The 24,179-nt window shown below is 56.8% G+C and carries 22 protein-coding genes and 1 pseudogene; 3 read left to right on the top strand and 20 right to left on the bottom strand.

Going from position 1 to position 24,179, the window contains the following annotated elements; all coding sequences use genetic code 11:
- Positions 1-27 precede the first annotated feature (27 nt).
- From zwf to ACFVTJ_RS19870, 3 genes are read right to left on the bottom strand one after another with little or no spacing between them, the layout of a single operon-like run.
- A complete protein-coding gene (zwf, locus tag ACFVTJ_RS19880) occupies positions 28-1,413 on the bottom strand; it encodes a glucose-6-phosphate dehydrogenase (protein WP_386910325.1) in 1,386 nt (461 codons plus the stop codon).
- Entirely contained in the window at positions 1,410-2,414 is a 1,005-nt protein-coding gene (gene gnd / locus ACFVTJ_RS19875; protein WP_386910324.1) for a phosphogluconate dehydrogenase (NAD(+)-dependent, decarboxylating), read from the bottom strand. The genes zwf and gnd overlap by 4 nt, the downstream gene beginning before the upstream one ends.
- Before the next feature lie 36 nt (positions 2,415-2,450).
- The gene (locus tag ACFVTJ_RS19870) at positions 2,451-4,853 is read right to left on the bottom strand and encodes a glucan 1,4-alpha-glucosidase (RefSeq protein WP_386910323.1); all 2,403 of its coding nucleotides are present in this window, start codon (positions 4,851-4,853) and stop codon (positions 2,451-2,453) included.
- A gap of 546 nt (positions 4,854-5,399) precedes the next feature.
- Between ACFVTJ_RS19870 and ACFVTJ_RS19865 the strand changes: the two genes are divergently transcribed.
- Both ACFVTJ_RS19865 and ACFVTJ_RS19860 read left to right on the top strand, forming a co-directional pair.
- Positions 5,400-6,563 (top strand): hypothetical protein, encoded by a 1,164-nt coding sequence (locus ACFVTJ_RS19865; protein ID WP_386910322.1) that lies wholly within the window; start codon positions 5,400-5,402, stop codon positions 6,561-6,563.
- 192 nt (positions 6,564-6,755) lie between these two features.
- The gene (locus ACFVTJ_RS19860) at positions 6,756-8,690 is read left to right on the top strand and encodes a DKNYY domain-containing protein (protein ID WP_386910321.1); all 1,935 of its coding nucleotides are present in this window, start codon (positions 6,756-6,758) and stop codon (positions 8,688-8,690) included.
- Positions 8,691-8,730: 40 nt separating this feature from the next.
- On the opposite strand, the gene ACFVTJ_RS19855 is transcribed toward ACFVTJ_RS19860, so the two are convergent.
- From ACFVTJ_RS19855 to ACFVTJ_RS19820, 8 genes are all read right to left on the bottom strand, one after another.
- Entirely contained in the window at positions 8,731-9,531 is an 801-nt protein-coding gene (locus tag ACFVTJ_RS19855) for a hypothetical protein (RefSeq protein ID WP_386910320.1), read from the bottom strand.
- A 597-nt stretch (positions 9,532-10,128) separates the two neighbouring features.
- Entirely contained in the window at positions 10,129-10,434 is a 306-nt protein-coding gene (locus tag ACFVTJ_RS19850; RefSeq protein ID WP_386910319.1) for a PAAR domain-containing protein, read from the bottom strand.
- 12 nt (positions 10,435-10,446) lie between these two features.
- Positions 10,447-11,121: a GAD-like domain-containing protein gene (locus ACFVTJ_RS19845; protein WP_386910318.1), complete on the bottom strand. Its 675-nt coding sequence runs from the start codon at positions 11,119-11,121 to the stop codon at positions 10,447-10,449.
- 404 nt (positions 11,122-11,525) lie between these two features.
- Positions 11,526-11,822, bottom strand: a complete 297-nt coding sequence (locus tag ACFVTJ_RS19840; RefSeq protein ID WP_386910317.1) for a hypothetical protein — start codon at positions 11,820-11,822, stop codon at positions 11,526-11,528.
- A gap of 38 nt (positions 11,823-11,860) precedes the next feature.
- Positions 11,861-11,989 (bottom strand): hypothetical protein, encoded by a 129-nt coding sequence (locus tag ACFVTJ_RS19835; protein ID WP_386910360.1) that lies wholly within the window; start codon positions 11,987-11,989, stop codon positions 11,861-11,863.
- A 36-nt stretch (positions 11,990-12,025) separates the two neighbouring features.
- A complete protein-coding gene (locus tag ACFVTJ_RS19830; protein WP_386910359.1) occupies positions 12,026-12,271 on the bottom strand; it encodes a transposase in 246 nt (81 codons plus the stop codon).
- Positions 12,223-12,654 carry an IS5 family transposase gene (locus ACFVTJ_RS19825; RefSeq protein ID WP_386910316.1) on the bottom strand — a complete coding sequence of 144 codons (432 nt, stop codon included), beginning with the start codon at positions 12,652-12,654 and terminating at the stop codon, positions 12,223-12,225. Before ACFVTJ_RS19825 ends, ACFVTJ_RS19830 begins: the two co-directional genes overlap by 49 nt.
- Positions 12,655-13,034: 380 nt before the next feature.
- A complete protein-coding gene (locus ACFVTJ_RS19820; RefSeq protein ID WP_386910315.1) occupies positions 13,035-13,709 on the bottom strand; it encodes a GAD-like domain-containing protein in 675 nt (224 codons plus the stop codon).
- Between the two features lie 115 nt (positions 13,710-13,824).
- On the opposite strand from ACFVTJ_RS19820, the pseudogene ACFVTJ_RS19815 reads away from it, so the two are divergent.
- Positions 13,825-14,079: pseudogene (locus ACFVTJ_RS19815) on the top strand (EAL domain-containing protein); the annotation flags it as partial.
- A 141-nt stretch (positions 14,080-14,220) separates the two neighbouring features.
- On the opposite strand, the gene ACFVTJ_RS19810 reads toward ACFVTJ_RS19815, so the two are convergent.
- The 9 genes from ACFVTJ_RS19810 to tssH form a co-directional block, all read right to left on the bottom strand.
- Positions 14,221-14,526 (bottom strand): PAAR domain-containing protein, encoded by a 306-nt coding sequence (locus ACFVTJ_RS19810; protein WP_386910314.1) that lies wholly within the window; start codon positions 14,524-14,526, stop codon positions 14,221-14,223.
- 73 nt (positions 14,527-14,599) lie between these two features.
- On the bottom strand, positions 14,600-15,142 hold the full coding sequence (locus tag ACFVTJ_RS19805) for a GNAT family N-acetyltransferase (protein ID WP_386910313.1): 543 nt from the start codon (positions 15,140-15,142) through the stop codon (positions 14,600-14,602).
- Between the two features lie 6 nt (positions 15,143-15,148).
- Positions 15,149-15,772 carry a hypothetical protein gene (locus ACFVTJ_RS19800; RefSeq protein ID WP_386910312.1) on the bottom strand — a complete coding sequence of 208 codons (624 nt, stop codon included), beginning with the start codon at positions 15,770-15,772 and terminating at the stop codon, positions 15,149-15,151.
- A 666-nt stretch (positions 15,773-16,438) separates the two neighbouring features.
- On the bottom strand, positions 16,439-17,440 hold the full coding sequence (locus ACFVTJ_RS19795) for a DUF4123 domain-containing protein (protein ID WP_386910311.1): 1,002 nt from the start codon (positions 17,438-17,440) through the stop codon (positions 16,439-16,441).
- 5 nt (positions 17,441-17,445) lie between these two features.
- Positions 17,446-19,893: a type VI secretion system tip protein TssI/VgrG gene (tssI, locus tag ACFVTJ_RS19790; protein WP_386910310.1), complete on the bottom strand. Its 2,448-nt coding sequence runs from the start codon at positions 19,891-19,893 to the stop codon at positions 17,446-17,448.
- 13 nt (positions 19,894-19,906) lie between these two features.
- A complete protein-coding gene (locus ACFVTJ_RS19785) occupies positions 19,907-20,407 on the bottom strand; it encodes a type VI secretion system amidase effector protein Tae4 (RefSeq protein ID WP_386910309.1) in 501 nt (166 codons plus the stop codon).
- An 11-nt stretch (positions 20,408-20,418) separates the two neighbouring features.
- Positions 20,419-20,808, bottom strand: a complete 390-nt coding sequence (locus ACFVTJ_RS19780; RefSeq protein ID WP_386910308.1) for a Rap1a/Tai family immunity protein — start codon at positions 20,806-20,808, stop codon at positions 20,419-20,421.
- A gap of 108 nt (positions 20,809-20,916) precedes the next feature.
- Entirely contained in the window at positions 20,917-21,393 is a 477-nt protein-coding gene (locus ACFVTJ_RS19775; RefSeq protein WP_004431488.1) for an Hcp family type VI secretion system effector, read from the bottom strand.
- 57 nt (positions 21,394-21,450) lie between these two features.
- Positions 21,451-24,120 carry a type VI secretion system ATPase TssH gene (gene tssH, locus ACFVTJ_RS19770; protein WP_386910307.1) on the bottom strand — a complete coding sequence of 890 codons (2,670 nt, stop codon included), beginning with the start codon at positions 24,118-24,120 and terminating at the stop codon, positions 21,451-21,453.
- Positions 24,121-24,179 lie beyond the last annotated feature (59 nt).

Genomic DNA, 24,179 nt, shown 5'->3' with positions numbered 1-24,179 from the left:
TGGCCTCCGTCGACTGTGTTGTGGGTGCTATTCGGGATCAACCCACCCGCCTGGCGGCCCAAACCCTGCCATTTCTGCCGGTCCCCAGCTTCCCGCATCGTATGCAGGCGGCACTGCGGGATCATCGAGGATTGGCTCCACGATCTTCCAGGCCAGTTCCGCCGCGTCCTGACGGGTGAAGAGCTGGCGTTCGCCCGCCATCGCATCACCGATCAGTCGCTCATAAGGCGCCATGTCACCGATACCGTCATCGACTGCGCCGAGTTCTACGGCCTCACCGCGCATGCCATCGCCCGCAGCCTTCCGGCGCGCGCCAATTCCAATTGCAATATCCGGCCCCAGCCGGAATCGCACATAATTGGCGGGGGTTGTCTCGACATCGCCAAAGAGCGCAATTGGCGGCCGCTTGAAGCGGACCACGACTTCGGTTGCATGCGCCGGCAGGTTCTTGCCGGCGCGGATAAAGAATGGCACGCCATTCCAGCGCCACGTGGCGACGCGAAAGCGCACGGCGGCGAAGGTTTCCCGGCTCGAGGCCGGAGCTACACCCGGCTCGTCCAGATAACCCTTGAACTGTCCGCGCACTACATCATGGCGTGTGAGTGGCGGCATGGCTTTCAGTATCTGCACTTTTTCATCGACGAGATCATCCGAGGCGCTTGTTGCTGGCGGCTCCATTGCCAGAAGCAACAGCACATTGATCAGGTGGTTCTGGATTACATCGCGGATACATCCGACCTCGTCATAAAACTTGCCGCGCCCCTTGATGCCAAAATCTTCGGCCATGGTGATCTGCACGCTTTCAACGTGGTCTCGGTTCCATACGGGCTCGAGAAAGGCATTGGCAAACCGGAAATAAAGAAGGTTCTGGATGGCCTCCTTGCCAAGGAAATGGTCGATCCGGAAAATGGCATCCTCTTCGAAAACCGCGTGCAGCGCTTCGTTCAACGCTTCGGCGGAGGCAAGGTCACGGCCGAAGGGTTTTTCAACCATCAGCCTTGCCGAAGCGGCGATGCCGGCCTTGTTGAGGCCGGTTACCACGGTTTCGAAGAGAGACGGCGGAATGGCGAGGTAATAAAGCGGACGCTGGTGCGCGCCGAGCGCCGTGCGCAGCTTTTCGAATGTCGCTTCGTTACGGTAATCGCCGGAGACATAGGTCAACTGGGCTGCGAATTTTTCGAAGACGCCTTCATCGATCTTGTCCACATGGTTGGCGACCGCATCCCGCGCCCGCGCTATCAACTGCTCACGCGGCCAATCATCGAAAGCGACTCCGATGATGGGCGTTTGCAGCGCGCCGCGTTTCACCATGGCGTAGAGAGAGGGAAAGATCATCTTATAGGCAAGATCACCCGTGGCGCCGAACACCACCAGCACGTCCGATCGCTGTCTGTCCGTGGCTGATGTCTTCATTTGGCTTTCTCCAGATGGCCACCAAAGGCATTGCGCATGGCCGACAGCACCTTGCCGGCAAACTCGGCCTCGCCGCGTGAGGAAAAACGCTCGAAAAGCGCCGATGCCAAAATGGGGGCCGGCACGCCGGTTTCGACGGCCGCCTGAAGGGTCCAGCGGCCCTCACCTGAATCGGACACCCGACCGCCGTAATGGTCAAGGTGAGGGTCCTGTTTCAGCGCCTCCGCCGTCAGGTCGAGCAGCCAGGAACTGATAACAGACCCGTGCCGCCAGACCTCGGTCACAGCGGGAAGATCAAAGTTGAACTGGTAATATTGCGGATGGGCGAGAGGGGCGGTTTCGGCATCTGCCTCGCGATGTTGCGTGCCCGCATTGGCGGCTTTCAAGATGTTGAGCCCTTCGGCATAGGCGGCCATGACACCGTATTCGATGCCATTGTGGACCATCTTGACGAAATGCCCTGCCCCTGATGGACCGCAATGCAGATATCCCATCGGTGCCGTTCCGGTGACCGGGTCGGCAGCGATGCCCAGACCTGCGCCGGGCGCAAGGGAAGCGAAGATCGGGTCGAGACGCTGGACCGCAGCCACCGGTCCGCCGATCATCAGGGAATAACCGCGCTCCAGCCCCCAGACGCCACCGGATGTGCCGGTATCGATGAAATCAATGCCGCGGGACGCGAACTCGGCCGCAAGATCAATCGCATCGCGATAGCTGGAATTTCCGCCGTCGATGATGGCATCGCCCGCCTGGAGTTTGCCCGCAAAGTCCCGCGCGATTTTCGGCGTGATGGCTGCGGGCAGCATCAGCCACACGGTGCGTGGCGGAGAGAGCCTGGCAACCAGATCGTCCGGCGAGGTCGCGCCCGTTGCGCCTTCCTTCACCAACGCCGCGACATTGTCGGGATTGACGTCGAAAACCACGCAATCATGCCCGTGCTTTAAAAGGCGGCGCACCATGTTTGCGCCCATTCGACCAAGCCCAACCATTCCAATCTGCATGCTGACACTCCTTTTGTGCAATTCGCTATTGCTGGTTCATTCGCCGAGACGAACGGTAAAATTCTCGTTTTCCCACACTCCAGCATCTCGCCAGTAGAAGGTGAAAACAATCGTGCCGCCGGCCGCCATATCCTGCACGGGCAAGTCCGCAAAATGCGTGCTGAGACCGGAGGCCATCGTGCTTGTGTCTGTTGTCGTCGCCCAGCCGTCGGTGCTCCAGTGCACGATGGCATCATCCGCCAGTTCCAGCCGCAGAACCTTGCCGGTGGGCATTGCTGATATCTTGTTGTTGAAGCACCAGATTCGAAGATGCGACGGCGTCTTGTTGCGGATGTAACGCTCCACACCCTGCGGCGGCATGTCGAAAACGGAGCCATCGGCGAGCGAACGCAGAAGCTTGATATGTTCTGCATGCGCCCAGACCAGCGGCATCGCGCTGCCCGATGGGTGGCCATAGAACAGCTCCCTGTCGGGAAGATCGGGTTGATCCCAGACCTGCTCGGGGAAAAGGCCGCTCTGCCCAGCCGATTTTTCCATCGTGGTCAGCAAAGCTTCCGCCGCCCCGCGTCTGCCCGCAGCAAGTTCGTAATGGGCGCGCTCGCCGGTCAGAAGCGGCCATGGCCTGCCCTGACCCGTGCCGTCAAATGCTGTTCCATCAGGGTGCTCACCATATCCGTCGCCCGTGTACCTGTACCAGACCGGCCCCTGCGGCAGGTCGGCGCGCAGGCAATGATCGATCGCCTTCACCGTTGCGACAATGTGGGGATCATCTGGTGCGCGCAGGCCAAAGCGGACCAGCGCAAGTGCATCCGGGCTGATCACATCGCTTGTTGGCAGGAAAGCGCGATCCGGTGTCTGGTTGAGGATGGGCGTGGTGCCCGAGGGTTGAACGGCATCGGTGGTACCGGGAGAAGCGATGCGAACATAATGGCCGGAGATATCAAGCTCCGAGCAGAGGGTTGGGTCGCCAGCAAATGTCCAACGCTCGATCTGCTCATTCCAGCAATCGGCCGTCTGGCGCAGATGCGTGGCTTGCGCCGCATCGCCCTCCATATCCAGCAGATCAGCGGCGGCAAGCAGCGCAGCGATCTCGACTGCAAGCGTGAACGGGCTGTAGCCGGCGTCCTCCTCCCACCTGTCCTCGCCGGTCGTCGGGCCGTTTGCCAGAATATAGGCCGAGGCGCTGCGGATCATCGGCATGTAATCCGCCCTTGCGGCGTGGTCGAGGTGGCCGTGCCGATGCAGCATATCCGCAAGCAGAATCGGAAAGGCGCATTCGTCCATCTGCACGCCCGGCCAATAGGGCTTGCCATCCAGCCAGAGATTTTGCGGCCACCGCCCCGAGGGCTGCTGCACCTGGCGCAGATAATCAAGGATGGCCAAAGCCTCCTCGTGATCGCCGGCCGCCAGAAACCCGCCGGCGGCTTCCACCAGATCTCGCGGCCATATCAGATGATATCCGCCAAGATCGTCATCGCCCTTGGAGGCTCCCCATGGGATCGACAGGCTCGCCACGACGGCTCCGGGCCGGTCTGCAGCACGATGTGCGGCAAGCACGGCGGTCGACACGCGATAGGAATTGACGCCGTGATGGGTATCGCGGTCGAGGCCCTCAAGGCTGTCCTGCCAGCTGCGCCAGTTGGCAACATAGCCGTCGTGCGCATGCCTGAAGCCGGATTTCAGACTTGCGACAGCACAGGCCGCCGCTTCATATTCGGTCTGGCCGAAACCAAGCGCCAATGTCGCCGTATCGTGAGCTTCGCTAAAATCGATTTCCGCCGCCAGCGAAACATTGCCATCATCTGCCCGTTGATATTCCTCGATAATTCGTCCGACGCGGCGCAATTGCTGCCAGCCATCGGAAACGCCCACGAAACCAGCGCTTGCGGCGCGCCAGGGAAGATCGCAAATAAGCGCCAGATATCGAGAGCGACCAGTCGCGAACAGAATCTGACGCCCTTCATACTCCCCTATCCAGGCGGAGTTGAGATTGCCGGCGTTGACAAGATGCGGCGCCAGAAGGAGGCTTACACGGTAATCCCCCATCTTTCCCTTCAAGGGCGAGAAGGAGACTTGCTGAAGAACACAGGCCCGCGCCGGATCGGTGATGACCTGTTTTTCAATCCGGTAGGATCCATCTGTCGCCGTGTTGGTGATTTGGAACGCGGGAATTCCACTCTCGAAAGGGCGGGTAACGGAGGTGCAGTCCCGTTTCTCTTCCGAAAAATATCCGTCGTCTCTAGTGACCACAAGACCGAGATCGCGGGTGCAGGCGCTATCGATACGTGGATAATAAACCTCGTTGAGGATGCCGTGGCTGAGCGTAAACCAGACTGGAGAGGTTTTCGACAGTGCGGTTCCCACACCATTCTTGGCGCTCGACGTCCAGCGTGCGTCAATGCCCGGTGCGCCGGGTGCGAAATCAAGTGCGGCACGCATCGTTACATGCCTCTGGCAGGGAGATGATGAAGGCGAAAGTTAATGGTACTATCGTATTGAAAACTCATGACGGAGATCTCGACCTTGGAGAAAGGGTCTTTCCGGGATAAAACGCGAGACGGGCTGCGGTTCCCGTCCCTCATCTCAAATCCGATACGGCCTCATCATTAAGCTAGGTATTCGCGAAGTGGCGCACAACTAAAGATTTGGTAATCGAGCGTGTGGCGGATTCCTTTGTGTCGGTGGGTCGCAATATGGCCTGGATGCATATGCCCTGCCGGTGGCGTCGCCTTAACCGGTTGGTGGTTTCCAATGTAAGCCGGGTCAACGACAACGTCATAGCCGCCATGTTCGCGCACACGAACATCACAGTACCTTGACATCTGTTCTCGGAGATTTTTGAGAGCTGTCACGATTCCGGCCGTCTGGCGCTTGGTCCAATGACGTTCCATCAGAGTCTTCACCGGTATAAACTCAGAGGTTGTGTCGCTGTACTTTTCATTGCACGGTTCGGCAGAATTATAATTGATGTTGACCGGGGAGCGGATGGTACACCGAGAGAAATGCCGTTCTTTTGCATGTGTGCTTGTCGCAACTTCGGTCGCCGTTGCGGTGTTCGCCGGAACCGGTTTTGCACAGGATAACGATAGTACCGTTCAAAATGCCGTCCCGGTGACGAGAAAATTCGATTTCTCAGCACCCGCCCTCAATCTTGAGGGGACGCTTCCCCTGAATGCTACGGCCGAAACCGTACCAATGAGCCCAACGGAGCCTGGCACAATCGGTAATGTGAAAGTCGTTGGAAAAATCACTTCAGATTCCTCCAGTCCGAAAATCGAGACGACCTTTGTCGGCTACAATCTGCAGGCGCCATCGGCAGCGTTCCGGATCTGCACTTACCAGGCAGACACAGGTGGATACACGACGCGCGTCTCAAAAGTTGCATCGGACCTGACAGAGGCTATGCTTCTGGGCACTAAGGATCAGAGCGGCGAACCACATAGCGCCCTTATCAGCTATTGCTTCTCTCGCGGGAAGCAGGCGCTGGGCACAAATTTCATTGCAGATGTCAGCAACGCGGCGGGTGCTGACGCGGCTTATGATCTGGTGGTTCGGGCCGACAAGTACGCCGTTGCGTTCATTGACAGCCTGTCATGGGAAAATGGAGAAGAATCAAGCTTTGGGGAAGAGCTGCAATCGTTTCCTGTTCGGATAGGCAACGAGCGGATCACACTCCGCGTCCCGGACCAGTGGGAAATACCGATCAACGATTTTCATGGCGCTTTGCCGGCCGAGTTGCACATGATCAGGCGCAAGGTCGGAAGAGATGTTGGCCTGATATGGCTGCTAGTTCAGGACATGAAGGAAAAACCGGACCTGGAAATGGCCGGAGCCACGATCGTGAGGGATTACTTTGTCAGGCAGACACCTGATGCCCGGCCACCCGCACTGATATCGAGTGAGGCAGACAGTCTGCTTGCAAAACAGGGAATCCCCGCACGCACCTTCCGGTTTTCAGTGACAGACAAAAAAGGTCAGGACAGCGGCGATATAGATGCGACCGTCATATGGCGGAATGGGCGCCTGCATGTACTCACCCTTTGGTCAGCGTGGTCCTCCGGCGCCGATAACAGCAACTTCTTTTCCCGTCTTCCAGCTCATACTGTCTACGATATCGTGCGACAAGCCATGGTGACAACGCAGCACTAAGGTCCGGCGCAGATAAAAACTAAAAGCGCATAAAAGGAAGCAACAACATCAAATTAGGATATTTTCTTAAAGTAAAAAATCCTGTTTCTTTCTGGTATTTTGGGCCGCAAAAAATGGCGCAAGATAGACAGGTTAACTGGCTTGGAACCACGGCTGGCAATGACACCACAGATCGGAGCGGACTCGGGCGGAATGAAGCTGACTGAACTTTTCCCACTACCCTATGCCCATTGGTATGCGGCCACTCTTTTTGCCGAGGCCGGATATGCTGCGTCACAGGTATTCGAGCGTCTCAAGATAGATCCCGCGCGCTGGCGACGGTTCAGAGAGCGCTACAGCCAACTTCATTACGCCAATACAAATTGGGTTGCAGCCGCGTTCAGGCGGGATGGACTTGCCGAACCCGAACAGGATCGGGCGCTTTTCCAGCGTCTGACGGGGAATGACGGTATCGGCCTTCCGGTAACGGAACCCTTCAGCATGCGCAGGGAGCTTGAGGCTTTGCGGCGGGCAGTCGAAGCTAATCCTCGCATCGGCCCCTTCGCCGATGTTGACTGGGTCGCGCATTACATCGGAGAAAGACGATTTCCGACCATCCGCTATATCCACAATGGCCATCAGGTCTTTGTGGACGGCGCACCAATCCGCGACCGCAAGAGCGTCCCGTTGTCCGGGGTCGACCCGTTCACCTTTCGACAGCTTGGTGACCGCTGGTTTTGCGACGATAGACATGTCTACGGCCAGGGCGAGACGCCAACGAAGCTTTTCTGGTTCACAGCGCGTGGCGCCGATCCGGGCAGCTTCACCGTTCTGAACCAACGTTATGGTGTCGACAAGGCCGCCGGTTATTACATTACCAACTTGCGCCTTCCCACCGAGGAGCCGGGTACATTCGGGATCGTCAGCTATTATTACGGCAGCGGCCAGAAACCGGGCATCCGTATCGAAGAGAGTCACTACGCAAAGGACAGTCGCAAGGTCTATGCTTATGGGGTCGCGATTGAAGGCGCGGATGCGGCCAGTTTCCATTCCATCGGCGAAGAAGGCAGATATTTCGCTGATAGGAAGCATGTCTATTGGGAGAAGAGCCTCATTCCCGACGCGGACCGAGAGAGTTTTGTCTGCGCATCAGAAGCAGGTCAGTATCGCGCTTATGACAGCGAGCGGCCGTACTATGCGGGGCAACCTCAATCAGTTTCGGCAGAATTTGAGTCCTGGAGTGGCTATTTCGAGAACCATCCCGAGATCGCCGACAGCTGGTGGCACCGGGAGAAGGCACGCCGCGGGGCAAGCGCGTTTGTGGGGAATGAGCCAGTCCCGATCGGCGGTCTCTATTACAGCGATGGAAGCAGGATTTTGGTTAGGCCACAGCGTCCGCAGGAAGCCGAATGGGTCTCACTCGATCATTTCGACCACGACAGCTTCCGACACATCGTTGATGTTTTCGGGCAGGATCGGCACGGCCTGCGCTACTTCTTGCCCGGCCTCGAAAGTTACGGAATGGAGCCCGTTAAGAAAGCCGATCCAGCGAGCTTCAAAAAGCTCGACGGCCCCTGGTTCAAAGACAAGCAGCAGGCCTATTATATCGACAGTACAGCCCCTTTACCAGAGCTTGCTGTCGTCAAAGTCGACATGGCGAGATTCGAGGTTTTGGGCGGCGCCTATGCACGTGACGCAAAAGGGCTGATCGTGGAAGGTGTGCGCAAGCGCGGCATCGACAATCCAGCAGCGGTGGAATCGCTCGGCTATTCCTTTGCACGGATGGGCGACACCCTGCTTTATCGCGGGAAGCCCATCGGCCGGCCCGGCAAGGTCAACCCCGCCACAGCACGTGGCGTCCACGATCAGCTTCTGATTGACGCGAACGGCGAGATGCTGGTCGGAGGCAGTTATCGCAAAAAGATACCGGGAATCGATCCAGCCAGTCTGCATTTCCTCAACCGTGTATTCGCAGTGGACGCACGCCATGTTTACGCGATAACCGATACAGGACTGCTGCGCATTGAGGATATTGAACCGGGCGGAGTCGAGCCGGCCGGACTCTACTCTGTCCGGGTGGGCGGTACACAGCTCCACGTTTCCGGTGGCATCGTAAGGCGGTTACGACCCGAAGATGCAAGTGGATGAGTAATGCCTGATATCAAAGCTCCCGGCGAGGCTGGGTGCATCAGTAGTGACGAGCGGCGTGCGGAGGTGCCAGGGCGGTGAAACCTGCGCCGTTGAAGTCATGCAGGCGCGAGGAAAACTCAATAGGCATGACATCACCGGATCGGAAGTCGCTTTTTGCCAGCCGATAGAGGCACCCGCCGCGTGCAAACACCAGATCGCCGCCATCCCAGTCTGCCCAGTCCGTTTCCGGAAGGTCGACAAGCAATGTTCCGTCCCGGTCAAACACGCGGTAGTCAAGTCCGTACCACGCCTTTTGACTGCGACCGATCGAATGAAGAACCATCTGAAGGCGCCGGCCGTTTGCACCCGGTTTTTGCAGGACACGCGGCTTATTGAAGCTGTAAAAGGTCGAGGCCTTCAGGCCATTGGTTTGCCCCTCACCGGCCTCGATCACACGCCAACCGTCACGCGCGAGTATGTAGCCGCTGATGGGCTCGTCCTCTCCACGGCCCGACAATTTACCGCACGGGCCCACTTGCATGCCTCGCTTCAAGCGAAAACCTGGAGCAAGCGAGACGCGGTTATCGTCAAATGAATGGTTGAGAAGCAGTTTGTTCTCGTCCTCGAAAACACCGCCTCCTCCCCACGCGTCTCCTTTTGGCCAAAGCGTCAATGCGGTAAAGAATGGCGGCTTCGATATGGCCGTCCAGCTCCCGTAGGGCTGGCGATTTGTGGCCGCGAAATAGACCAGAAGTTCTCCGGACGGAGAAAGATCGCAGCGTCTCTCGTAGACCCGTCCCTTCAACCATTGACCATGTTCAAAAGTGTCGGTGCGCAAGTCCCAGCGAATGAGCTGCACCAGCCTGCTCGGACCGCGCCGAAATACGACACCTGTTCTCGCTGACCGTGCCAGGATCGCATACAGCCTCGGTGCAAGTGCCTTCCGAGAAGGATTTGCAGTCTGCCTGCCTTTCTCTACAACCACCCGAGCTACTTCCTTCTGGCGCTATCTGATGCTGTCATATACGACGTCACGTGACAGTTTATCCCTGTGTCCGCACCGAGCTTGCGGAATTCCATCTCCCGCCTCTACGAAATAGCGCCCCGCATCCCCGATAAGACTATGAAAGAATGATCGAAATCAAGATGGTCTAATTCCCATTTGTCTAGCCTTAAAGACGAGGAAAGAGACGTGGCTCATTGCGCCAAACCCTTGAATTCGCGCTCAAGCAACGCCGGAGGAATCTCTATCCGTCTCCCGCCTTACGAAATTCAACATAGAATCCAGGCTCACGCATCGTGCGCCGAAGAAAATCGGTCAGCGCGGAGTGCCTTCGGGTAGCTACGGCAAGGTCCGAAACTGCCCCTTTTATCCTCTTGCCATTCAATCCTGCAGATCTCTAACGGCGATGCCAAAAATATCGTGTAACGGTTCCGCTGGCGTGCTAGACAGCGGTCATTCGAACGTCAGCCACGAAACGCCTTGAACAAGCTTGCCGCCATGCGCGCAGGCATCACCCAACCGGGCGATCTTCTTACCTTCTATACTGGCAACCGAAGAACCAGACGTAATCTTGTCCGACGTTGTCGGAACGCCTGTGCAGAGCAAACTGTCTCCAACGGTGGCAACAGGCACGCCTTCAACCGTGACGAAGTTCTGTTGCGTCGATATGACAGGTCCTCCGACATGCGGCCTCGGGCCTGGATCGACCATGGGGCAGACGTGCATACGACCTTTCAGCGTGACCGAGCGCCCAACCATTTAAATACCCCTCTAGCTGCCAATAGTACGCACTGCGGGGGTAGATGGTTTCGTAGAATCATATAGCGTAAACGGTCCAGCTTGAGCCGCAATAGTCATGGCGGAAAGCGCATCGACTGGGCGCATATTCCCAACGGTAAGCTGACCGCCAAACGATGGATGTAGCTTCGGTGAATAGATTTGCCCGAGCTGAAGCTTCCCCAAACTTTTTAGAAGTCGATCGAACATAAGCTTACCTTTTTCGTCTGGGGCATCAAAAGATGCTGCATCAATACCCTCAACGGCTATACCCAAATTAATGTCAGATCGCTCAGCAGGAATCTCTTTGAACAACCCGCGGCATGTCACTCTGTGAAGAAGGATGTTAATTTCAGTGGTTTTATAGTCTTCATTCCATGCCAAGATTTTTCCAAACGCAGAGAACCCCAACGCGTGTGTCCGAACGGGGTTCAGCTGTTTGTCGCCATCCAAAGCGAGAGCTATTATCGACTTATACTTTTCCGGATTACAAAACTGAAAATAGCCTTGCTTCCAAATTCCCAAGCCCGCATGTCGAATGAAATCTAAATAGGTTTCGGGAATGCTGTTTTTATATCGAGCAATATCTGCCTCACCCATAATTTCAGGATTTTCGGGCAAGCCGAAGCGCTTTAAGGCATTTTCATATGGAGTAAAAAGCTCTGGCATTTTTACTCCTCACAAATATTCTGCTTCTCGAAACACTGGAACGCCAAGATTGCGTCGCCCTTACCGGCAGCACCGTCCATTCCTAGAACATTTGGAATGATTTTGCACATTTGTCCTTCGATGAAACACTGGTTCGAGCACAATGAAGTGGGCGCCGCGTTGTTCGCAATCGTGAAGAATATCAAAGGCGGTCTAGCCTCGGCACGATTAATTCGTCTCATTCGCGTATGGCAGTATACCCCGATGTTCGGCAATTTTGCGACTCAAAATTTTTACGGGGTACTACGAGTCATTTCAATTCTACTCAAAAGTTAGCCACGGAACACCTTGAACGAGCCTACCACCATGCGCGCAGCTGTCGCCTAGGTTCTGTTGACAAAGTAGCTTGAGTTGCTCAGTAAGAACTACTTTTCTGCGTCGCCCAAAAAGGCTTCGATGCTGACTTCGTGGAGCCTTTTACGCGCTGCTACAGAAGTCAGCCTGACGTCGGGATTTTCCTCCACCGCTCTTCCATACCAATATTTTGCGGCATGCAGGTCACCAATCTTCTCATAACACTCTCCCAACCGCTCCCCGAGATATCCGGCATCCAACGACTGGTCGCCATCTGCCATGAAAAGATAAATCTTAACCGCGTCCGCTGCCTTCCCAGTTGCGATCAAGTCTTTCGCCTTGCGCTCTAAATGATTGAAGTCATACAAGATTTTTCTCCTCTTTTTGCAGCGTGTTGCCGTTTTAATTAAGGTGCACAACTCATGAACCGGAGCAAGTGTGGCAACCATATTTTTGCGGCGGCCAACACGAGAAAGGCGGCGAAGGATTTTCGGGTTTTATCGTATCGGGTGGCGACACGACGAAATTGCTTCAGCCGGTTGAACAGCCGCTCGATACGATTTCGGTCCCTTTAGTCTCTGAAGTCACAGGCGGGCGGGTCTTTGCGGTTGGCCCTTGGCGGGATGACGGGCCTGATCCCGTGGATCAGCAACTCTTCGCGCAGAGCGTCGCTGTCATAGCACTTGTCTGCGAGAAACAGCCTCGGCTTGGCACCCGGCATGGCTAGCAGATCGGGAACGGCATTGTAATCCGAAGCTTCACCACCTGTCAGGATGAAGCCAAGAGGGCGTCCCTGACCGTCTGCACGGGCGTGGATTTTCGTCGAAAAGCCGCCGCGTGATCGACCAAAAGCCTCCTTATAAGTCCCCCTTTTGCGCCCGCAGCCTGAGAATGGCCGCGAACCGTGGTGCTGTCGATCATATGCTGCCAGTCATCGGTCAGGCCCAGTTCGACAAGCGTCTCCAGCAGGGCATCCCATACGCCTTGTTCTGCCCAACGGCGGAAGCGCACGTAGACGGAATTCCACTTGCCATACCGCTCATGCATGTCGCGCCAAGGGCACCCGACCCGCAGAACATGCAACATGCCATTAAGATACTGCCGATTATCGTGAGAAGGGCGAGACTTCCTCCCGCGCTCGGTGGGCAGCAGTCCTTCAACAATCCGCCATTCCAAATCCGTGAGGTCGCCGCGAGCCAAAATCACCTCCTAAAAGGCAGTCTTGAATCATGCTTTAGCTGATTTGAGAATCCACTTTGTCAACAGGACCTAGACGGGAAATCTGTTTCCCATTAATACTTGCAACGGACGAGCCTGCGATGATCTTGTCATTAGTAGGCACGCCTGCGCAGAGACATGTGTCCAACTGTAGCGATTGGTACGCCTTCGACGTTCACCAAACTCTGCTGCGTCGAATTTACCCGTACCCCAATATGGGGTTTCGGACCGGGGTCGATCATAGGGCATACATGCATATGGCCTTTTAAACTAAACGGGCGTCCAACCATCCAACTTTCCTTGTTTAGGACAATCTTAATATGAATTGGCAATTAAGCGTTTTGGGCGAAGATGCCAGACAACTAGCTACCGATCCTGCGCACGGGTTGGGGTGGGAAAGGTGTCATATCAATCAGTTGGAAATCATGCGCCTGTGCAAGTATGCTCATATGTGGAAAGGCGTCATATACAATCAAGCTGTTGGCATTTCTGGGGCTACCAAAGGCAAGGATGGGCTTGAACCCGTAGATTTGCCCAGCTCCAAGATCACCAAGTTTCGATTGTGCCACCTTAAATAATGGTCTGCCGTTTTCGTCCGGCATGTCGTATGAGTCATCGTCTACCATCAGCAAACTTGTTAAGATCGTCAAGTTTGGGTCGACCCCCTGTTTAGGGGAGATTAACCAGCGGCACGACACCTGACTTTCCGGGAGAGTGACATAAACACTTCGATGAGTTTCGTTCCAAGCGAGTATTTCCCCGAAAGCGCTGAAACCTATGGCGTGAGTTCTCTCGGGATGCAAATCAGGATCTCCTAAAAGGACTTGGTCGAGAATAGGTCGATACTTGCCAGGATCACAAAGTTGAAAGTAACCGTTCCAAAAAACCCCAAGGCCAAGCTCGTCCCAAACTTTGAAGATGGATTCTGGAATCCGGCCCATGTACTTTTCGCTGTCAACCGGGCCACGCCCCTTCTCCTGCTGACCAGCAGCCAATTTGGTAAGAACAGCTTCAAGCCTAGTTTGATATGAAACCATATGATCCACCCTTCAAATTTGCTCAGGACGTTGGCGTGTTTGACTGACCTTGACCGTGTCCCGAACCCGCTCCAGCGCTGCCCCCTGATGTTGCATTGTCGGAGTCGGAAGCACCAGCCTCGTCACGGATCTGCACGAAAAACCGGCCAGCTACAAAATCGTGAAATCGCTTCTTGCACTCAGCCGGGATATGGAACTGGAATGCGTGGTCGAAGGCGTGGAAACATCAGCAGAACTTGCCACACTCGAAGGCCTCGGCGCCACGCTGGTACAGGGCTATATTTATGCGCCACCACTGAGGGAGCAGGATGTGGCGGAGTTTCTTTCGGGGCCGGCGCGCGAAAACCGTGTGTCAATGGGCAGAGGCTAAAGGCAGGTTCTGCCAATCAAACGGGCGAAGCCGTTTCAATGGACGTTACACGGATGGCTGTAACCGCTGGCTCGTCACACAGCGGCATACCTGAATGTAACAGCTTAACACTTTAGCGTTCGAGCCCCCAAAAAGAGAAAACTACTCAAATGAAATCCAAGGAACGCCCTGAACCAGCGAGCCACCGTGTGCACAAGGGTCCCCCTGGCGCGCCACCGCCTTGCCATCAATCTTTACGACGGCAGAACCGCCTGTAATTCGATCCGATGTCGTCGGCACACCAGTACAAAGTAAGCTGTCTCCGACTGTGGCAATTGGCACGCCCTCGACTGTAACGAAACTTTGCTGTGTCGAAACAACCGGCCCGCCGACATGCGGCTTAGGCCCTGGATCAATCATGGGGCAGACGTGCATATGGCCTTTGAGAGTAACTGCGCGACCAACCATCGTGAACCTCATTTTCGCGGAAATATTGATACTTGCGTGAGCCCAATTGCTGGCTGCCTACATGGATTGAGTATCAAGATCTCTCAAGGACGTTCTGTCGCATAAGAACACAATCCCGCTTTTCTAATGAAACTTGCGGATGCACTCTGTGACGCGGCAGTATTTTCTCGACGTGAAAATCGACCTTTTCAAGCAGACGTATCAATGGCGCAACCTTTGCGTCGATCAGCGTCCAGGCTTTTGTCAGTCCAAGCTCGGAAATCAGCACGCGCATGATCTCTTCAGATAGCCCTTGACCTGAAAATTCATGGATCAACGCGCCACCAAGCTCTTCGTCCGGCCCGATATTCACAAACCCGATAGGCTCGTCCACCAGTTCCTTCCGTGCGACGACGTAAGTGTTCAGGCCCTTGTCCCAGCCCTCGTCCCACTCAACGATTATGTGCTTAACGTCAGTCAGTGTGCCGGTGAACGGCACCGGGCTATAACGGAAGAGATCCGGATCCGTGAGCATAGCGTATAATCTGCCAGCATCGCTCAGCACCGGTCGCCGGAGCACGAGCCTAGCGGTCGTGATTTTGTCCGGCGCTTGCGGCCGGGCCGACTGTTCAGACATGCCGTACTACTCCAAAACAGAGTGGACGATAAATCGCTCCATCTCTTCCGCTGGGAGATATGGCTTTTCGCGCAGAGTTACAGTTCGGCCCCGAAAACGCTCATCGGCGCCGCTAAGTGTTTGCACACCTGCGGCTTTATCTGCGACGCAGAAACCGTCCGTCGAAATGGCGAGTTGGTCAAATGCTGCTTCCGTGCTGGCATACCGACCTGGTTTGCCGTTCAGACGTTCCAGCAGCGCCAAAGCCTCAAGCGCGCTCAATGATAATAAGTCGACCCCATCCAGAAACAGAGGCCGCTGTCCGATTGCTGGCATGATCTCGACAAGTCGGTCAGCTTCATACCTCAGAACGAGACCGGGTTTGCCACGCGTTTCCGTGACACTATCTGGAGAAGGGCCGCTCTCCGCATATGCGGCTATGAACGCCTGCTTCTCCTCTTCGCTCATTGCTCCACCAAATTTCTCCAACGTCTCGCGCAAAAGTCCGTCAGAAGCCCTGTCGCTCCCTCGACCCATTATTGCACCATAAGTTTCGGACCATGCGTCGACCCCCGCTGGAGACATACCAAATTCGAGCCTACCGAGTCCTTTGCGTGGAAAAATCTTCCAGTCATCCCCTGCGGTCATCATGTTCCCATTCCTATTTCATCAATCCGTTTCGTCTTAGGCACTCTGCATAGGCCGTCGCCTGCGCTATGGCCGCATCGTATTTTGTCGGGTTTCCCTGCAACGTCGCCACCCTACGAGCATCTAGGACATCAGCCATAAAGGCAGAGTACGTCTGGCCGCGTGCAAGAAGTCCTCTTTGGAAGGCATAACTTGGCCCATGGACGCGGGCACCATAAGAGGCCGTAAGGCGATGATCAACCGGATCCATTTGTATCGCTGGCCCCACAGGTCTGGGCAGTGGTGATTTCGAATCCGCCGGCATATGGTGGCTGTCAAGTCCGTCCCCCACCGTCTCGGGTGTATCAGTCATGCAGCCGTGGGCTCCGCCTCGGTAGGTGCTGCCAGGCACTCCACAGGCGAGGTATGCGCAGGGATTCTGCGCGCAGCGAGCGCAGGTTACGGTTCGAGTTGCAGGCACTGCCTGATCCTGTGCCTGTGCTTCAGTTTGGGCGTTCGACATCGCGCCGCTAACGCCGTTGACGATGTCGTCGCCATAGACGATTGCCCCCGTGGTGACGACAGCGCCTCCAAGTAACCACGCCGCAGTACCTGCAGAAATGGTGGCCCCGCCAGCTGCTCCACCGCCGGCGAGCGCAAGTCCGCCTCCTACGGCCAGTAAGGGAGGCATCAGCCGGCCCTCCTGTGGACGCGCACAACACTTTTCGTCTTATTGAAAAGCACAGCAAAATTCCGGTCAGGATCACTCGGGCCCGACCGGATATACCTCCTGACCTCCGGCGCCTGGCCGCTTTTCTCACCAGAAATTAGCATCATGAACGCCCATAATTTTCGAGAATACTCGAGCCTCAATCCAAGTTCCTCCGCCTCAGCATCCTGCCGTCGCACAAGATCGCGCAATTCCATGTCACTCCTTGAGGCGGTGAAGTCCGGTGCGACCTTTTTCAGATAGGCCACGCGCTTGCTAACGACTGTTTCTCGACGCCGATCCTCAATCTCATCGATATTTCTCGTCGTGAAAGTCAGAGGACCCCTTGGCGCACGCGCTGCCCCATCCTTCCGGCTGGCCCGCATTATATTGTCGCCCCACTCATCGTCCGGTTGGAAGATGATGGCGTTCGCTGGTCCGAGCAGTTGAAGATACTGGCCCTGGCTGAGTGTGGGTACGATCTGAGCCATGACGTTAGGGTCGCTGTGACGCAGAATGACCCGCTTCATTCGACCAAGCGGTGCAGCGGGTCTGTCCTCGGCGGGGCGTGGATCAGCCTCATAGCTTTTACCTGGATCTACTTGTGCATCCCTCGGAAAGAGCACCATGTTGATTTTGCGCAAATGATGATAGAGTTTCTCTCCACCGGCTTCGCACTCCCAAAAAACACAAGCGTGTTTGCCATCGATCAAGTCGATCAGCCTATCCAATGAAGCTTGATCCACCGGTCTGGCGGCTGTTCCAGAATTTGCACGACTTCTGCGGTCGAGCCATACCAATTGCGGCGCGCACCGATCCTGATCCTGCCCCTCTTTCGGAAACGCACGGTAGAGAGATCGATGAAAAAACTCTCCGTCAGACAATGTTGTCGGAAGATCGGGAAATTGCGCGCCATCAAGGACTGCAAACACCGGCCTTTGCGACCGCAGGAGAATTTCTCGGAGTTTAGCGAGATCAGCCATCGTAATTACCCAACGAACGGCGTTGAACTTGCCGTCATGTTTCGCAAGCAAGACGGAGCTTCGCCAGGTCCGCCCTTTTTAAAGTTGATCTGGTTGCCTTCGATATCGATCTTCAGGGCAAAGAGCTTGATGCCGCTTTTGGTCAGGGAAATGTATCCGCCTGGCGTCGAGAGGCGAATTTCATCGTCGGCAAATATCTCCCAGACCTTCGCCTCGCCGTGATACTTTTCTTCGGAGACGAGATTGTAGAGCTTGCCGACATTGACGGTGATCTTCTCCCCGACGCGCGTGTACTGTCCCGTACCGATCTCGACATATTGCTCTTTGCCAATGGTCAGGTTCTGCTGTTTTCCAACCTGCCGAACCTCCGTCTGCCCGATATTCGTGACCTTGCTGACCCCGACCTGCTCAGCCTTCGCCACCCCAACCGACGTAGACTGAAACGCGCCAATGATCGTATTCATGATGCCAGGCAGCGGAAACAATCCCGAAGCATCGGAACCGACGCCTGAGCCGGAACCGGCGAGCGCCGTACCCGCGTCCGCGCGCGGGCTCGGGCCGGAGACCACCCCCTCACGCGATGAAAGACCGCCCGCACCGAGGAAACCTAGCGCCGATGAGGCAAGCGTGGTCGCGAAGGCCGCGACGCCGGGACCACCACCGCCGGCGATCTGGGCTGCCTGCGAAAGCAGACCAGCCGTCTGCCCGGAAAGCGCCTGCACACCCGCCATGGCCATCATCGCCATCGGTCCCGTGCCGCCGACGACGGTGTTTACCGAGCCGCCGATCTCGTGTTTCTGGTTGCCGGAAACCTCGACGGCGCGATTACCGCCAACGGACGCCACCTCGTGGCGGTCGACACGCTTGGTCCGGTCATTCAACACCCGGGTGGTCTGGTCCTTCTGTGCGTGGAAGAACTGGTTCTCCTTCCCAGCCTCATCCTCGAAAGTAATTTCGTTGAAACCGTCGCCCTTGTGGCTGTTGGAGCGCAACACCATACGCGTCTTGTTGGCAGGCAGGTCGTAAGGCACGGAATTGGCGGGATTGTTGACCACGCCGATAACCAGCGGCTTGTCCGGATCGCCATCCACAAAGGCCACCATCACTTCCATGCCGATGCGCGGAATGACCTGCGCACCCCATGTGCCGCCGCCCCATGCCTGGCTCACCCGCACCCAGCACGTATCCGTGCCATCCTTCTTCGCCTTGCGATCCCAAGGGAACCAAAGCTTGATGCGGCCATATTGATCGGGATGGATTTCCTCACCCTCGGGACCAGCGACAATCGCCACCTGCGTGCCTTCGATGCGTGGGCGCTTCGTCATCCGGTGCGGCGTCAATGGCACGCGGGCCGGAATTGCCTCGAAGTGGTTGCGATACTCAGGCTCGTTACTGTTTGTCTCATAGGAGAGATCGACGATGCTGTGGCTTGCCCTGATGATCACATGCTCTTCATAGGCATGTTCGGGATGCGCGACCTCGTAAGGCGTGAAGCGGCGGCCGGCTTCCAGAATGCGCGAGGTGGACGATCCGAATACCCGGTCATGATCGGCCTCTATCGCCTGGGTGCGCAGTTTCTGCGCCCGCTCGGCTTCTTCGACTGTCTTGATGCGGGCTGGATATTCGTAAAGCTCGCGTTTTGTCGCATCCGGCATTTGCACCAGAGACGGCGTCATCGTGCCCGGCACCATGCCCGGCGTCTCGAAGTTCCAGTCCGCACCCGCCCGCTGGCCGGAGACGTAGGAGAAACGCCGCGCCCAATCATTGATGTGGTTACGGTCCGAAGAGCCCTGCGCCAGACGCACCGTTCCCTCCCCCTGGGCAGCCAGCGACGGCCCGAGCCAGCCGCTGGCGCTATCGGCCACATGCAGCTTGTGGGAACCCTCCTCGTGGCTGAACCAGTAGAACAGGCCGTCCTCTTCGAAACGGCGGGTAAGATAATCCAGATCGGTCTCGTTAAACTGCACGCTGTAGTGCTGTGCAGGCGGCGGCGAAATAATGCCTGACGTATCAGGGGCCGGAATGCCGTGTTCTGAAAACAGCGTCTCGACGATCTCCACTGCCGTCTTGTCCATCCAGATACGGCAGTCGGAACGCCGCGACAGAAGCCACATTTGCGGGCGGATGGTCATCGAATAAGAGCGCAACCCACGCGTGATCGGAGGACCTTCATGGAGCTCTGTTACAAGGCCGTTAAAGGGACGGCGAAGACCGCCGCCCTCACCCTCGCCCTGGCTGATTTCGATCGAAACATCAACCAGCCGTCCGATCAGCTCGTCGGGCTTGACCGCTTCCTTCTTGGCACGCACCGTCAGGCGAATGTCAAAGAGCTGCGACACGCCTTCCTCGACGGTCAGGCGCTCCGGCAGAAGCTGATCCTCGCCAAGGGGCGACTTGACCTTGAGGACGCGGCTTGCCTGAACGAAATCAGAAAGTGACGACTGGTCGTCCATGGAACACTCCTAATCAGGACCCGCGGCTGGACTGAAGTGGCCAGAACCAGATCGTTTCCGAATTGTAGTAGCAGGCCGATGCGCATTGCGTGGCCTCTGAGCCACCCCGCACAAGATCGATATGGCCGCCGCCGGTGTAACCAGGGATATTGTTGAACGCCACAACACCGTTACGCGCGCCGATGCCATTACGCGCTGTCGCGGGGGTAAACGGCTCTGGCTCGCCGAGATAACTCGTTCGTTTCATCAGATTTGCGAGGCGGCGCATGTTCACCTCAATGCCCTTGCCCGCATAGGGACCTTTCTGGATGCGATGCGAGGACGGAACGATGTTGATCCCCGATTTCACGAAAGCGATGCTGACGCGGATGGCACAGGTATTGTGATAGTTCGGGTTACCGATGAAATCATCCCAGCCTATTTCCGTGAAAAGATCACGCTGGCTGATATAGTTCGGATGCGACGGGTCGCTGCTCGGATAATTCTTATAAAGAGTGTCAAAGTTAACGCGCATGGTTCGTCCCACTAGTTACTTTTCTGCTCACAGGGAAAGGAGACCTTGAGCGCCTCCCGCACGAGAGTGGCTGCCTGTTCATCCAGTTTTTCCGCAGGAAGATCGCCGAGATAGGTGTAGATCCGGTCGGTGAGTTCATGGGGCGCGACGGCGCCTGCACCACACCAGTCCGATCCGCTCGTCAGATCGGCCACGCCGGCGATATAGGCGCTCGATTTTGCAACGGAAACCAGCCGCCGCATTTCCGGATCGGTTACCTCCGGGGCAAGCTTCCCCTCGATGGCCTGCTTGAGTTCGGCACCAGAGAATATCCATGTCCGTTCCGCCGCACCGACCGGCGAAAGACCGGACGATGCCAGAACAACCGGCACGGAAACAAAAAACGCATATAGGGAGCGCATCAAAAAACCGCCTCGACCAAAGTCGACGTGAAACATCACGACGTGAGCTGCAAAACTGCAATGAAAACGTTCCGGTGCCGGCAACGCCGGCACCGGGTCGCGTCACGATCAGGCAGCCTTCGTCGTCGCCAGATCGTAGGAGGCGATCATCGGAGACTGCGGCGAGTTGTTGTCGTCGAACGGCGTGTACTTCACTTCCATCTTCGTGAAGTTGAGCTTGACGGTTTCCACCGGACGGTCACCGCTGGAATCCACCGAGTAGCTGGCGATAAGCGTGTTTGTCAGCAGATACTCGATATAGGTGTTGCCCGGATTACCCGTGGTCACCAGATGAATGGTTGCGAGCTTGCCGGTCCGGCCGGCGCAGGCTTCCTGGAAAAGCTTGGTGGAAGAAGAATCGCTAACCTTGGTCAGAATGACTTCCGAAATGGTCGGTTCGGAGGCCTCGCGGTTTGCAGCAGAACCAGCAGAGGTGTTCATGTTGCGGGCCACGTTCCAGTGAATGGCTTCAATATCCATCCACTTACGATGTTCTTCATGGGTGGCGTCGCCCTGGATACCGTCAATCTGCAGATAAATTGGCATGCTGTAAGCTCCTGTAGCTAAAATGACCTCTTGCTCCGAGGCCGAGTTACCCTTCGTTTAATGCCGCATGCGTCGGGTAGCCCCATCCGACGCGGCAACTTTATCCACCCCAACCTCTTCGGTTACGGCGAATTCATCTGCTTCCCCAGCCTCTTCGGCACGAATGCCGAACCCGTTTTCACCAAAATCGACAACAATCTTCCCGACACGCTCTCCCGCGATGACCTTTTCGAGGAAAAAGCTGGAAAGAGGCGGCAGGAGATCCTTGCCGATCATGATTTCAATGGCGCGTGCGCCAATCTCACTTGCACCGGCGCGCGCCACCAAGGCATCTCGCGCCGTATTGGACAGGGTCAGGCCGGTGCCATATGTTGCGAGCACACGTTCCCTGATCTTGCCAATCTGAATATCCACGATCCTTGCAAGCGCCTCAGTCCCAAGCGGCATGAAGGGCAGAATGATCGTGCGCCCGAGGAACGCAGGCTTGAACTGTTTGGTAAGCTCCGGCATCAGAAGCGTTTCCAGCGCTTCGCCTTCCGGCATCGTGTCGGGATCGGCCGACAGCGCCGAGAGCAACTCCGAGCCTGTATTGGCCGTCATGAAGATAGTGGTGTTCTTGAAATCCACGTCGCGGCCTTCGCCATCGCGCAGCACGCCCTTGTCAAACACCTGATAGAAAATATCCTGGACGCCGGGGTGGGCCTTGTCGATCTCATCCAAGAGCAGGACGCCGAACGGCCGGCGGCGGACCGCTTCCGTCAACACGCCGCCTTCGCCGAAACCGACATAACCGGGCGGCGAACCGAGAAGCAGCGAAACCTTATGCTCTTCCTTGAACTCCGACATGTTGATCGTCGTCAGATGGCTGTTGCCGCCGTAGAGCATATCGGCGAGCGACAGCGCGGTTTCGGTCTTCCCCGTGCCGGACATGCCGACAAGGAAAAAAACGGCCGGCGGGCGGCGCGGATCGGATAATCCGGCCCGAGCAGTGCGCATGGCATCAGCAATCCGGGCAATTGCAGCATCCTGCCCCACCACCCGCTCCCGCATGCGCGCGTCCAGTGTCCGGGCACTTTCAATCTGGTCCGCCAGAAGTTTGCCGAGTGGAATTCCGGTCCATCGCGAAACGACGGCGGCGATCGCCTCACGATCAACAACTGTCGGGACAAGTCTGTCGGCAGTTGCCGGCTTCATGTCGACCACAGGCCGCAGGGGCGAGACATTGGAAACATCGCCTTCAGCAGGCTGCTCTTCGCTTAGCTGAGCCATCTCGGCATCGTAACGCTCACGCAGATCATCGATCCCGCTCTCAAGCTTTTCGACTTCGCCGCGTATCGACTGAATACGGGTGTCAATCTCGTCATTCTGCGGCTCACGCAAAAGCCAGCTCAACTCATCGGTGAGAAGGCGCCGCTCGCTTTCCATGGCGCGCAGCCGCTCCGGCTGGGTCTGCCGTGCCAGTGAAACGGCAGCCGCGGCCGTATCGAGAAGGCTGACCGCCTTGTCCGGTAACTGCCGCGCGGGCATGTAGCGTGCGGATAATTGCACCGCGGCCACGATCGCCTCGTCACGAACGACAACGTTGTGATGGCTGACGAAGCTGTCAGCGACACCGCGCAACATGCGTATGGCGGTCGTCTCATCCGGCTCGCGCACGTGCACAGGCTGGAAACGACGGGTCAGCGCCGCATCCTTTTCGAAATATTTCTTGTATTCGCTCCAGGTCGTCGCCGCGACGGTGCGCACTTCACCGCGCGCCAGAGCGGGCTTGAGAATATTGGCCGCATCGCCCTGCCCGGCCGCACCACCCGCACCAACGAGGCCGTGGGCTTCATCGATGAACAGGATGACGGGTTCGGCCGAACGTTTGACCGCATCGATCACGCCATGAAGGCGGCGCTCAAACTCACCCTTCACGCCGGCACCGGCCTGAAGCAGCGAAATATCGAGGTTAAGCAGACGGACATTACGCAACTTTTCCGGAACGTTGCCAGACGCGATTTCCAGCGCCAGCGCCTCTGCAACCGCCGTTTTGCCAACGCCCGCCTCACCCACCAGAATGGGATTATTCTGTCGGCGGCGCGTCAGAATATCAACGAGCTGGCGCAACTCATCATCGCGGCCAATAACAGGGTCAACCTTGCCATTGCGGGCATCGGCGGTCATGTCCTGGGTGTAAAGGCGCAAGAAATCATTCTGGCCGACAGACTGTCCTGCCCCTGCCTGCCCTGAGCCTGCCAGCGCGGACGGAACATCCACGCCTGCGCCATTTTCGCTCGAACTGCGAAGACGCTCAAGCGCGGTGCGATCCATCGCCTTGAGAGAAGGAAATGCCGAGCGGACGAAAGAGCGAAGTGAGGTTTCCTCATCCATCGCCAACAGCAGATCGCAAAGCGTGACACGGTCGCGGCCAGCCTCCAGCGATGCGAGAATCCACGCCTCCCGGGCTGCCGTGAGAATGTTCTGGGAGAGGGACAAGGCCTCTCCGTCGCCGACGACGGCCTCGTCCAGACTGCGGCTGATTTCAGCCTGCAATACCGGAAGTGGAATTTTCAATTCTTCGAATGTTTTCGCATAGATGCCAGAATCCACAACCGCAAGCAGCCAGTGCGGGATATCCACGTATCTGTGCCCCATGCGCACCGCAACAGAAGCCGCAGCTTCAAGGGTAACACGCAGGTTTGGCTCAAGCGCTCCAACGAGGCGGTTGAGATCGATATGCGACATGCAATGAGCCTCCTGCCCGGGTTCATTCCACAACGTGACGTGGAGTAAATATGATGATG

The sequence above is a fragment of the Agrobacterium sp. NPDC058088 genome (assembly GCF_042885035.1).
GTDB lineage: Bacteria > Pseudomonadota > Alphaproteobacteria > Rhizobiales > Rhizobiaceae > Agrobacterium.
The sequence above is the reverse complement of the archived record's forward strand: the minus strand, read 5'-3'. Positions and strand labels throughout refer to the sequence as shown.